Here is a 12,582-nt window from a genome sequence, read left to right on the forward strand (position 1 = left end):
AAGGCCGAGCTGCAGCGATTTATTCGTGTTCATAACCGCGATCTTGCCAAACCATTTAAATGGACAAAGAGCGCCGACACGGTACTGGCTTCAGTGCAGCGAGCCAAAAATGTGTTACCTAATTAACCGCATGGCCCACTAGTTTGACTACTCGCAGTTCCACCAAGCATGGCATTATATTGAGTGCAGCGAAATTCTGCCTGATGGTCTCTCCCCTCCACAATCGACTTGCATCTTCTGGAAGATCTGGCGCTATCTTTAGTACGATAGGTAACAGTTGGTAATAGGCGCCGCAAGTGATACCCTTGCCAATTCAGGAATCGCAGTAAGTAGAGGTTTGAGGCCAGACTCTCCAAATAGAGATTGTTTCGTGGCGATGACCGCTAACACTTTCAACAATTCCAATTGGCCAGCCGTTATAGCGCGGAACCGAAAAAGTGTCTTTGGTGTTGTTTTATCGGGTAGGTGCTGTCGCACGTGAATGGTGCACTAAACACAAGATTTGGCTTGAGAAACGGTTTCCTCAAAAAAACCGGCCAGCGAAAGCTGACCGGTTGTTTTCCTAAATAGCGGTTGCGATTTATTTGCTCACCAGACCGCGGCGGACCAACAGCGCTCGGGTGGATGGCTCCTGACCCCGGAAGTCGATATAGTCCTGCATCAGGTCCCGACTGTTGCCCATGGACAGGATGTGATCGCGGTAGTTGTCACCGTTTTTACGGTTCAGTCCACCGTGTTCTTTCAGGTAGGCAAAAGCATCGGCCGCAAACACTTCGGTCCACAGGTAGGCGTAGTAGCCGGAGGAGTAACCGCCAGCGAAAATGTGGCTAAAATACGCGGACTTATAACGGGGCGGAACTGGGGCAAAATCGATGCCGTGCTCGGCCAGCGCTTTCTTCTCGAAGGCGTTGAAATCCTTGATTTGGGTCCCGGCCGGGATACTGTGCCACTCCATATCCAACAGCGCAGCCGCCAGGTATTCGGTGGTGTCAAAGCCCTGATTGAACTTGTGCGCCTTGAGAATCTTGTCCAGAAGCGCCTGTGGAATTGTCTCTCCGGTTTTGTAGTGCTTGGCGTAGTTGGCCAACACCAGCGGATCGATACTCCAGTCCTCATTGAATTGTGACGGAAATTCCACGAAATCGCGTGCAGTGGCGGTGCCTGCGAGGCTAGGATATTTCACCTTTGAGAAGAGGCCGTGCAAGGCGTGGCCGAACTCGTGGAACATGGTATTGACCTCATCGAAGGTCATTAGTGTGGGTTGTCCCTCTGCCGGCTTGGGAATGTTCAGCGCATTGTAGACCACGGGCTTGTTACCCAGCAGGCCGCTCTGGGTGACATATTCACTCATCCAGGCACCGCCATTCTTACCCTCGCGGGCATAGGGGTCGAGATAAAACAGGCCGATGGAACTGCCGTCTTCATTGAAGATTTCGAATGCTCTGACGTCGGTATGCCATACCGGCAGATCATTGCGTGGTTTCACGGTGATGCCATACAGGCGGTGCATGGCGAAGAACAGCCCGTCATTCAGCACCCGGTTGAATTCGAAATAAGGCTTGACCTCATTTGCGTCCAGGTCATATTTGGCAGCGCGAACTTTTTCCGCATAGTAAGCCCAATCCCAGGGCTGCACGGTGAAATTGGCCCCTTGCGCCTTGATCATAGACTGGATGTCGGCTGCCTCTGACTTGGCTTTGGATACCGCCTTGGGGGCCAGGTCGTCGAGGATCTTGAAAACGGCCTGCGGTGTCTTGGCCATTTGGTCCGCAGTAACATAAGATGCCCAGTTGGGGTAACCCAGTAGCTTGGCTTTGTCTGCACGCAGTGTCGCCATGCGGATAGTTAGTGGGCCATTGGTGTCGGCGGCGCGGTTGGCCGATGTTTCCCAGATTTTCTTGCGCAGTGCGCGATTGTCCAGGCTGGCCAGGATCGGCTGGCGGGTGGTGTTGACCAGGGTGATCATATACCCCTCTTTGCCATCAGCTTTGGCGGCCGCCGCCAGAGAGTCAATCTGGTCTTCGGACAGTCCCCTGAGCGTTTTTCTGTCCTTCACCAGGATAGTATCGTTCTTGAAGGATGCGAGGATGTTGTTATTGAACTCCGTAGAGAGCCTGGCCAACTCGGTATTGATCTCCCGGACTTTAGACTTGTCATGATCCGACAATTTCGCACCGGCTCGAACAAATTGATCATAGTAGTAATCGACCAGCCGCTGGTCTTCCGCATTCAACTTGGCCTTTTGCTGGTGGATTTTATTGACACGGTCAAACAGTGCCGGATTTAGGTAGATTTTGTCACTGTGCTCCGACAGCTTTGGGGCCATTTCCGACTGGATGTCTTGAAACTCCTGATCGGAGATCAGGCCCGCAAGGTTAAAGAAGACTGTCGAGACCCGTGACAGCAGCTCGCCACTTCTCTCCATCGCAACAATGGTATTGTCGAAAGAGGGCGCCTCGGGGTTATAGGCGATATTGTTGATCTCACGGAGATGCTCTTTGAAGCCGGCATTGAAGGCTGGGCGGAAATCCCCGGTTTTGATTCGGTCAAACTGCGGTGCCTGATCCTGCAGTGGGCTGGGCTTCATCAGCGGATTGGTGGCAGAGTTGTTTTTCATTTCCATGCTCTGAGAACCGGTGGTATCGGGCGTCGTGGCCAAGGCCTGCGGATCGGTTGATTGACTGCTGTTCGAACAGACTGCCAGTACCAGACTGGCGCCAATAGCGGTGGCGATCAGGGAATTACGCATAATTTCTCCGAGTGGTTCGCAGTTGATCTTCATTGTATGGATAGATACGGGACCCGGCCGGATTGTGCAGTACAAATAACGCCCGGAGCGGGGCGTCACTGCCAATGGCAGGGTTTAGTCTGGCTTTTGACCCGCCTGGATAGACGGAGGCCGAAGTCCGTTTCCCATAGTATCGCATCGTCAAGTTGATTCAAGCGCCATCGGTCCCAATAAATAAACGGATCGTCGCTTTTTGTTAGTGGGAAGATGTTAAGTCGTTTTCTCGAATAATTGTCTAAATTTTTGTTGGGTTTTAGGGAGAAATGCTAGCCTTGACATGGTGGCTAGTGGACATTCCCCTTAACCTTATCAACCCGGAAAGCGCCCCCCATTTTGGTGGCAGAGGCGGTAAGTAGAGGTTGTGAGATTGCCGGTTTCTGTCGGGGGGAGATACTCTCTATACCCATATTGGGTTCTTTATACTGTATCCGGCCCAATTCGGTCTGGGCGATCGAGTTGCCCTTCATTCCCATGGCGAGAGGCTTTGTTTGCGTAACGGCTGTGGTCGATAGGTACTATCGGCTTGTACTGTCTGGCGGGTCTCCACCTCCATTTTACCTGGAGGCAGTTGAAGAGGCTGTGGAGCAGCAGCATGGAAAGCTAGACATCATGAACACCGACCAGGACAGCCAATTCACCAGCACGGATGGCAAGAGCGCCTGCCTGGCGGGTCCATGTGTTTTTCGAACGGCTATGGCGATCCGAGAGGTATGAAGAGGTTTACGTCCATGTCTATGACGTCGTCTCAGTGGCCAAGGCCTGCCTGGATCGTTATCTGGTTCTACAATAGCCGCCGCCCCCAACAGTAGCCTTGACTGACAGAGGCCGGATCAGTTCTACTTCGAATAGTTGCCACCGTCCATGTCAGTGTAAACCCAAGGTGGTAATCCACTTACAGAAGAGGCATGTATGAATTTACTTAGATACTCAGTTTTCTTAATTTTATGCTTTTCCTCTATCGCTAATGCTGAAATTAAGTACCAAGGACAAGTAGTACTGACGGAAAACACCATAGCCGCAGATATTCATATTTTACCGAATCAATCGTTAAAAATTGATGAAGATTTGGTTATGGTCATCAATCAGAATGTGAAGATCAGCTCGTTAACTTGTTCTAAATCTGAGAACCCAATCAAGTTTAACATAGATTTACACGGTGAACCGGGAAATACCTTTCTTCCTTCTTCCCGTAAAATTCTCTTTGATTGGCCGATTCTGAATGGAAAATACTGTAATTTAGAAATTAGTTATATGGCCCCTATAGATAAATTAAATTATTTTCGAATATGGGAAACAGATTCCGCTGGCGTTGAAATGGGACTGTATTCAGCTTGGTATCCAGTGTTAATTGGCCCTTCTCCTTTGGGGATTGGTCCATTTTCTGTCGATTTGAATGTCACAGTGCCAGAGAAATGGGGTATAGCTTCAAATGCGGTCGTAGAGTCTTTGCGTATGGAAAATACTTATAAGCTTAAACGAGACTATGAAAACTTTGACTTAGTCCTATTTGCTGGTCCTAATGTAGTGTTGGAATCAATGCGTTACAAAGAAGTCAATTTAAATATTAGTTATATGAAAGCTAAAGAATCAATAACTTCTATAGCGGAAACCTCAATTTCTGCACTCGAATATATGGAAGTATTGAATGGTAATTTACCCAGCAAAATTAATAACAGATTACAGTTTCTGATTACCCCCAGAGTCAAAGGACCCTCTTATTCAAGAGGAAATTTTTGGGCTTTGACTACAAGTGATAACCAAGAAGATACGACCAATTTGATTTTTCATGAGACAGCGCATTTTTGGTGGAATAAAGCTGAAACCTCTACTTGGGAAGATTGGCTCAATGAAAGTTTTGCTGAATATACTTCCTGGTTAGCTCGATCTCATTTTAGTGGCTCAAAGATCAAAGATATTGTAGATAAGAATAGGTCGAAGTTACTTGGATTGCCTGAAATTTACAATTTGAGCAGGAAAGACCCAAAAGCCACAGCAGTTTTATATATCAAAGGTCCAGTAATTTTATTCGATTTACATCAGAAAATCGGTGATAAGAAATTCAAGATTCTTCTTAAGAAATTGCAAGGTTATAAAGAGCTTTCGACTTCGGATCTATTGATAGAATTACAGGCTTTAACTACTCATAAAAATATTGAGTGGTTCAAGAAGTCTCTTGGAATGTAGAAGACACAGTGTAGAATACTATATAGTGACGTTTTATAAATTTAATTTTTTATAGTTTTTTATCAGGCTGCCTGAAAAACGTAGAAGTTTTGTTTTACACAAAAGAAGAAGCACTTTTTATGCTTTTCTTGATTGGGAAGTCAGAGCCATTATGAACACATAGAAAGGTGGCCAGTTCATCAGCATGGTCTTTACGGGACCGCTCAAGGCCAACAGCATCCAAATCTTCATGGATGATAGGGGCGCCCCTGGCGGAACAGTATATTCGTCGAGTAGCTCTAGCGATTCGTGTACTGTGAAGCGGTCTACTTCCAGGCCTATGACTCTGTCTCAACAGCCAAGGTCGGCCTAGATCGTGACTTCTGGTTTTACAACAACCACCTTAGCCGATAGACGTCAAACCAGTTATACCTTGAAACGCTGCCACCACCATGGCAGCTTAAACTCAAGATGGGAAATCGCTGATGGCGCTGTTTAATTTCAGGGAGTACTTTTTGGAACTATTGCAGGATTGGATTTTTTTATTTTTTTAATCGCTATATTCTAACAGAAGAAAATCCATAGAATTCTTTTGGAGAATTTTCTATTTTCAAAATACAAAAAAATTCTATTTTTATCTAGGTTGGGCCTTCAGGAGTAACTAGCTATCTTAATAAATTTCATTTATATATGAAAAGCTGGACGTCATGTCACTATGGAAACCTAAATAAAATAGCGTGATAAACATCCCTTATGTAACAAACTGAAAAGCTTGTGGCGACAGATTAGCGACTTACCTCTCAAATAGAGGGGCGGACTATTTGGTCATGAGAAAAAAGCAAAAAACCCTTTATAGAGTATTTAAAATAGTTCCGTTCACCGCGTCATAACAAACAATAAAGATCTAAATAGATGATCGGAGAATATACTATGCGAAAATTAAATCTGTTGTTGTCCCTCCTAGTCGTATCGAGTTTAACCTCCTTCCACACTTGGGCATTACCTGCCAAAACCACAGCCGCAGGCGACAGTATTACTATGGCATTCGCCGCCAATTGCACCAGCAATGATTTTATCGGCCTTTTCTGCTTGCTGGGGGGAGACCAACCGGAGCGCAGCTGGTTTGATGGCTCCAACGCCAGTGTCAATAGCGTACACGACAAGTATAAGGCCTTAGATCCAAACATCGTGGCCAATAAAAATCCCGCCCGCTCCGGTGCTGAAATGCGTTCCGGTGGGGATAGCTTCAGTATTCAGGCAGATCGCGTATTGGCGGAGACTCCGATTGCAGACCATGTAGAAGTTCTGCTGGGTGGCAACGACATCTGTAATCGCGATTGTGTCAATCCGGCCAACTGCACCGATCCACTCTATACAGAGGCTGAGTGGCGTGGTGCCGTCACCGCGGGCCTGGATAAGCTGATCAATGGCTTGCCTGTGGGTTCCACTATCGTATTAGGCTCGGTGCCACGGGTGCAGGACTTGCGTGCTGCGGGTATCAGTAAGCAGACTGGAAATCCGGCGGTTGATTGTGAAAGTGTCTGGTCGAGCTTCGACATCTGTCGAATCGCTACAAATGGTGGCACCTTAAATGGCGAATCCTTTGCGACCCGTGAAGCGGGTATTGCGGCAGCTCAGCAGCTATACAACCAGGTGCTGCAACAGGAAGCTGCTGCCTACAACGGTATCAACGGTATCGAAGTGGTGGCGGAATACACCGGAGAGGCCCAACAGAACGTGGGAACCTTCCAGTTTACAGCCGACGATATGAATGGCGGAGATTGCTTTCATCCAAGCATTCAGGGACAAAATACCGTTGCCAACCTGATGTGGGCCGGCAATCCGGATAAATAACTTCTGGGCGGTGAACAGGGACTCCACTACTGGAGTCCTTCCGTTTTAAAACCTCGGAGGCAAGCTGGTCCCCGGTAATTTTAGCTCGATACAGATTGTTTTTACCTATTCTACTGATCCCCCTCAGATTGTTCAAAATACCCTTTTTCCTGGACTATGTATTGGTAACGCTGGGGTAAACCCTTGCGCATAAAAGTTACATCGATCACCTGACCGCTGCTCAGAGCTTCCCATAATTGATTTTGTCCACTATGGACCCAGGTGTCATTGACGCGCAGGACTACATCACCTTCTTCAAAGCCAAGAGCGGTAAAAAACTCATTACCACCGATATCTTCCAGCTTTAACAGGTTTTGTCCATCCACAACATGCTCGGCGGAAACAAACTTCTCTTCCAGTTCAGCGCGAGACTGCAACTGCTGCTGGAGCCATTCGCGCCCCAAGGGAACTACTGCCGAAGGTTCGATCAGCTTGCTGGTGGAATCCTCCAATTGTTCGATACTGCGCATTGTCGCATCATCCCGCTCTATATCACCGGTTAGCAGAACCTGCATATAGGTTCCATCTTCGCCCTTTAGACTTAATCTCTCATGACCACTTGGGGTACCTAAAATGACATATTGGCGCTCAATAGATAACAACTCCACACCTGCCAGGAGCAGGTCACCAATTGAAAAGGCTTGTGGGGGGTTAGTGCGAACAGCAATCAAGGCCGTCGAATTATCCTCATCTGATGAAATACTGGTACCTGTGAGAATGAGAGGCAGTAGCGTCTCGCTGAGTCCGGCCGAAGCGGTTCGAAAAGACGCTGCCTCAGGGTGTGGGTCCGCTGCAGAAAATCCCAGTCGTCCGGACTCCCGCTCGATCCACATGGCATAGTGCTCGTAAGGCATTGGCCCCTTCACATAGAGGCCGTTTACAAATACTACGGGAACACTGCGCAAACCCATTTCCTGGGCTAAAGCAATATCTTTGGCTATAGCGGTCTGCAGATCTTTGCGCTCTAAACATCCCTTGAATGATTCCGGGGAAATTCCGATCTGGGAAGCCAATTGTTCAATTGGTTTATCCGCCATTTCTTTAGCACGAGCGTAAATTCCATCAGTGTATAGCCATGCCAAATCCCCTGTATCTGCGCAACGGACCGCCATAGCGGCAGCTTTGGCCTGGCGGTGATAGTCCATCGGGAAATCGAAGGGTACTACGGCAAGCCAGCCTGCATAGTCATTGAGCAGTTTGCGTAATACAAGATTCAAGCGCGCACAGTGTACAGACTGATAAGAACAGAATACTGCCAGTTTGATGGGTGCTTTGGGATTTCCCCGTAGGCTCCTCCCTCTCAAATCGAGCTTCAGCCGCGGTGGTTCAGGGTAGGGTAGCAGCCACTCTACAACTGCCTTATCAGTTGCAGGAGGTCTGGCCTGAATATGATCTTCAACAATCGCTGTTAAGGTATTGAAGCGCAATTGATATTCTGCCAAATAGAGATCGTGGCGTTTAAGGATAATTTTTTTGTCAACTTCAGATAATGTGATATTGACATTATCGATCTTGGCGACCACTTCAACTTCATTGGGCTCTGAATCACTGAACTTACTGTCTTCTCTTTCACATGCAATACAAATAAATAAAAATAAGATCAATACAAGACTTATGAAATAGGCTTTTAACGAGGATAACAAACTTCTCATGGATAGTGCTCCTATCCTTATAGCGTTTTTATAACGCTATCATATAAAGGGTTTAGATAGGATTAAATGTTTTTGTAAAATTTTATTAAATTTTTTAATGTACTATATGGATTTTAGAGATTTTGCAAACAATAAAAGCAAATAGGTCTGTAAAAATTTGTGTCTTATATGCGAAAGCGAAATATAATTTATGTGACTTTTCAAACTATTAATTACTAGGCCAGTCTACAAATTGGATAGAGAAATCGGAGTTACTCCCATAGGATACGCGATTTACGATTTGAGACAGATCTACGCGGGGGAATGGTAAGTTTCTGGGCATTCCCTCAGCAAATTTTTACGCTGATAGTTTTTTCGCCTGAAATTTATTGGTTGCTCAAAAGTGCAAGTGAATCAACCGGCTGTTGAAGAAATAGCTTGCAACACTTCTTGTTCCAAGCAGAGGTGTTCGGGTTGCAAATCAAGCGTGCAACTGCTTGATTTGTGGTGACGATTTTGCGGGCATGTGCCGCAATTCCGGATTGAGAGTGACCAGGAAAGGTTTGTGCGACAAGCAGCTAAAGCGACAGGCGGCGTAGGGCAGGGTCCTCTGCAGCGCGGCACCAGGCCTGCTCAAATTTCTCGCTGAGCTTGCGCACCCGGAGTGGTTCATCCAGCGAGAGAAATCCCAGCCACTGGTCTAAATCCTCTCTCACCAACGCGTGCCGGTCATCGGCGATGGCGAATTCCCATTCGGGTACTTCCACAGCGGCCTGAATCCTGCGGATTTTAATATGGGTGCCGAGTTTATGTGTAAGGGCGAGGACCCGGTGAAACCGCTGTGCCACAGCTTGGCTGTCACATACCAGGATTCTCACCCGGCTGTCGCGGCTTCTGCGGGCAAAGCCCGATAGCAGTTGCTCAATTCGGGGATCGTGGTACAGCGGCCGCGTCAGTTCGTGGGAAAATATGCTGAGATGTCGCCTGGCACTTTGCAGGAGTGTGCCCAGGGCTAGTCGGAAACCTTGCAGGTCCTGCAGTTTTTGTGCGGTGATCCGTCCGCTGTCAGACAAATCTACGCACCATTTTGATGTGGGCTATGCCCGCCTCGAAAAACTGCTCTCCCACTGGTTCAAAACCACATTTGCGATAGAAAGCCTCGGCGTGGCATTGGGCGTGCAGGTAGACCTGGTCAAGTCCCCGCGTCTGCGCATGATGGCAGATGCTCTCCAGCAGTTGGCGCCCCAGGCCCAGCCCGCGTTTTTCTCGCAGAATAGCCATGCGTCCAATCTTGCCAGTGGTTGTAATACGCCCCGTGCCCACTACTGAACCGTCACAGTGAAGCAGAAAGTGCTGCGCGGTGGCCTCCTGGTCATCCCATTCAATATGTGCCGGAACCTTTTGTTCGCGGACAAACACCTGGTCGCGCAGGGCCCGGATTTTACTCTGGTCCTTATGCCAGTCTGCCGGATTAACCTTGGCTGACACTTCAGAAATCCTCTGGTGGATAGATGAGGGTCCCCTGGGACACCAGTTGGTCGATGAGGCCGTCAGTATCGGCGAGCTGGGGCCAGGCTTCAATATCTTTTCGGGTCAGGCTTCGGGACTCGCACAGGCGCTCGGCAAAAGCGATGGGTGCGGGCAGCGCCTCTCCGTCGATAAACAGTGTTTCCGGCTGGCGGCAAAAGGCACAGCGCGAGGCGGGATTTAGAACCAGCTCAGTACCTGACGGCAGTTGTTGGCGCCAGTCCTCTGCTTCGCCGGCATCCAGCGCCACGACATCCGGATACTTGGGTTCGGTCATGACGGCTCCCAGCCACTGGGCGATGGAATCTTCCTGTTGCAGCCACTGGCCCAGTTGGTTGCGCAGACGCGCCACCGCGGCCGGATCGATTTCAGCCGGGCTGGCAGCCACTTGCAGGCCGGGGTCGGCGTAGCGCAACTGGTCGGGCAGGGAGCGGGCCACTTCTGCGGCCAGATCCTCAAGAATGGTAGCTGCGGAGGGTGCTCTGAATCCGATCGAAATGGTGGTACAGGCACCCTCGGCAATCCCCCAGTGGCTGAATTGCGGCGGCAGATAGAGCATGTCACCGGGTTCCAGCAGCCAGCTGTTTTGTGCCTCGAAGTCCCGCAGTACATGCAGCGGCGTACCTTCGAGGCGCGGGCTCTGGGGGTCCACTTTGGGCCCCTGGTGCCACAGGCGTCTGCCTTCGGCCTGCAGGAGAAAGACGTCGTAATAGTCAAAATGCGGGCCGACGCTGCCCTGGTCCGCGGCGTAGCTGACCATCACATCGTCCAGACGCCAGTCCGGGAGAAAGCGGAAATACCCCTTGAGCCGCGCTATTTCCGACAGCCACTGATCTGCTGCCTGTACCAGCAACGTCCAGTGGCTCTTGGGCAGTCTGAGGAAATCCTCCTCCCGAAAGGGCCCGTTGCGCAGCTGCCAGGGGCCATCGCCGCCCTGTTCCAGCACCAGGCGGGATTCAACTGTGTCCTCCAGCGCCATGCCGGCCAGTTCCTCCCCGGAGATGGGGGATTCGAACCCGGGGAAGGCGTTGCGTACCAGTAGTGGCTTTTGCTGCCAGTAATCCCGCAGGAATTCCGCCACTGGCATTGTGCCCAGGTGGGTGAGGGGGGGTGGAATAGTCACGGTCAGGGCCTAAATTTTGCGGGTTTGCTCCACAGCATTTCCAACATAACCTGAAGGAGTCAACGCCTGCAGCGACCGCTTCGCTTCGGCGGGTATATCCAGCCCGTCGATAAAAGTCTTCAGGGTCTCGCGGTTGATGCCCTGGCCCCGTGTCAGCGCCTTGAGTTTTTCGTAGGGTTCCTCGATTCCATAGCGGCGCATGACGGTTTGAACCGGCTCGGCCAATACTTCCCATGCACTGTCCAGGTCTTCCGCCAGCCGCTCACGATTGATCTCCAGTTTGCCGATTCCCTTCAGCGTTGCCCCATAGGCAATGACGGCATAGCCGGCACCGACACCCATATTGCGCAGCGCGGTGGAATCAGTGAGATCTCTCTGCCAGCGGGAGACCGGCAGCTTGGTGGCGAGGTGCTGCAAGACGGCATTGGCAAGCCCCAGGTTGCCCTCTGAGTTTTCGAAGTCGATGGGGTTGACCTTGTGCGGCATGGTGGAAGAGCCCACCTCGCCGGCAACAATTTTCTGCTTGAAGTAACCGAGGGAAATATAACCCCAGATATCGCGGTCAAAGTCGATCAGAATGGTATTGAAGCGCGCTATGGCATCAAACAGTTCCGCTATATAGTCGTGCGGTTCTATCTGCGTAGTGTAGGGGTTCCAGGTCAGTCCCAGAGAGGTGACAAACTCTTCCGCGTTTCTTTCCCAGTCAATATTGGGGTAAGCGCTCAGGTGTGCGTTGTAGTTGCCTACCGCACCGTTGATCTTGCCCAGTAACTCGACACGCTGTACCTGCAGGATCTGGCGGCGCAGCCGCGCTACCACATTGGCGAATTCTTTCCCGACAGTGGAGGGGCTCGCTGTCTGGCCATGGGTGCGGGAAAGCATGGGCACATCGGCGAATTTTTTTGCCAGCGCGGCAATTTCCGTCTCGATTTTCTGCATTGCCGGCAGCAGCACCTGATCGCGACCGGCGCGCAGCATCAGTGCGTGGGAAAGGTTGTTGATGTCTTCGGAAGTGCAGGCAAAGTGCACAAACTCACTGACCTCCGCCAGCTGTGGCAGCGCAGCTATCTTTTCCTTGATGAAGTATTCCACCGCTTTGACATCGTGATTGGTGGTGCCTTCGATTTCCTTGATGCGCTCGGCATCCTGTGGGCCGAAATTGGCTACCAGATCGTTCAGCAGGCGCTCAGAAGCCTGGTCGAATGCCGGCACCTCGGCGATGTCCGGGTGCCGCGAGAGCTGCTGCAGCCAGCGCACCTCGACTTCCACCCGCGCGCGGATCAGTCCATACTCGCTGAAAATATCACGCAGCGGGGCTGTTTTACTCGCGTAACGCCCGTCAATAGGGGATACGGCGGTGAGTGCGGACAAGTCAACTGTCATGTTTTTGCTCCAATTTAGTCACTGGACAACCCAGTCGTTTATCCCTTCTCACCTGGATTGACGTTCTTGAATTC

General features: G+C 50.2%; 8 protein-coding genes. 2 read left to right on the forward strand and 6 right to left on the reverse strand.

The annotated features are described in order from the left end of the window. Window positions 1-580 precede the first annotated feature (580 nt). The gene (locus AB1S50_RS09135) at window positions 581-2,749 is read right to left on the reverse strand and encodes a M3 family metallopeptidase (protein WP_367150299.1); all 2,169 of its coding nucleotides are present in this window, start codon (window positions 2,747-2,749) and stop codon (window positions 581-583) included. A gap of 948 nt (window positions 2,750-3,697) precedes the next feature. Here AB1S50_RS09135 and AB1S50_RS09145 point away from each other — a divergent pair. Further along, on the forward strand, window positions 3,698-4,972 hold the full coding sequence (locus AB1S50_RS09145) for a gluzincin family metallopeptidase (protein WP_367150300.1): 1,275 nt from the start codon (window positions 3,698-3,700) through the stop codon (window positions 4,970-4,972). 891 nt (window positions 4,973-5,863) lie between these two features. Then, window positions 5,864-6,805 (forward strand): SGNH/GDSL hydrolase family protein, encoded by a 942-nt coding sequence (locus AB1S50_RS09150; RefSeq protein WP_367150301.1) that lies wholly within the window; start codon window positions 5,864-5,866, stop codon window positions 6,803-6,805. 110 nt (window positions 6,806-6,915) lie between these two features. On the opposite strand, the gene AB1S50_RS09155 is transcribed toward AB1S50_RS09150, so the two are convergent. From AB1S50_RS09155 to purB, 5 genes are all read right to left on the reverse strand, one after another. After that, window positions 6,916-8,496 carry a thioredoxin domain-containing protein gene (locus AB1S50_RS09155; protein ID WP_367150302.1) on the reverse strand — a complete coding sequence of 527 codons (1,581 nt, stop codon included), beginning with the start codon at window positions 8,494-8,496 and terminating at the stop codon, window positions 6,916-6,918. Window positions 8,497-9,053: 557 nt separating this feature from the next. Then, entirely contained in the window at window positions 9,054-9,548 is a 495-nt protein-coding gene (locus AB1S50_RS09160) for a DUF7931 domain-containing protein (RefSeq protein ID WP_367150303.1), read from the reverse strand. Further along, entirely contained in the window at window positions 9,541-9,963 is a 423-nt protein-coding gene (locus AB1S50_RS09165; protein ID WP_367150304.1) for a GNAT family N-acetyltransferase, read from the reverse strand. Before AB1S50_RS09165 ends, AB1S50_RS09160 begins: the two co-directional genes overlap by 8 nt. Window position 9,964: 1 nt before the next feature. Beyond that, window positions 9,965-11,125, reverse strand: a complete 1,161-nt coding sequence (locus tag AB1S50_RS09170; RefSeq protein ID WP_367150305.1) for a JmjC domain-containing protein — start codon at window positions 11,123-11,125, stop codon at window positions 9,965-9,967. A 9-nt stretch (window positions 11,126-11,134) separates the two neighbouring features. After that, window positions 11,135-12,508: an adenylosuccinate lyase gene (gene purB / locus AB1S50_RS09175; protein WP_367150306.1), complete on the reverse strand. Its 1,374-nt coding sequence runs from the start codon at window positions 12,506-12,508 to the stop codon at window positions 11,135-11,137. Window positions 12,509-12,582 lie beyond the last annotated feature (74 nt).

The organism is Microbulbifer discodermiae (assembly GCF_040742695.1).
Lineage (GTDB): Bacteria > Pseudomonadota > Gammaproteobacteria > Pseudomonadales > Cellvibrionaceae > Microbulbifer.

Bases quoted from the DNA above. Each gene is read 5' to 3' on its own strand.
- AB1S50_RS09150 (WP_367150301.1), top strand. From the start codon at position 5,864: ATGATCGGAGAATATACTATGCGAAAATTAAATCTGTTGTTGTCCCTC.
- purB (WP_367150306.1), bottom strand. From the start codon at position 12,508: ATGACAGTTGACTTGTCCGCACTCACCGCCGTATCCCCTATTGACGGG.
- AB1S50_RS09155 (WP_367150302.1), bottom strand. From the start codon at position 8,496: ATGAGAAGTTTGTTATCCTCGTTAAAAGCCTATTTCATAAGTCTTGTA.
- AB1S50_RS09135 (WP_367150299.1), bottom strand. From the start codon at position 2,749: ATGCGTAATTCCCTGATCGCCACCGCTATTGGCGCCAGTCTGGTACTG.
- AB1S50_RS09145 (WP_367150300.1), top strand. From the start codon at position 3,698: ATGAATTTACTTAGATACTCAGTTTTCTTAATTTTATGCTTTTCCTCT.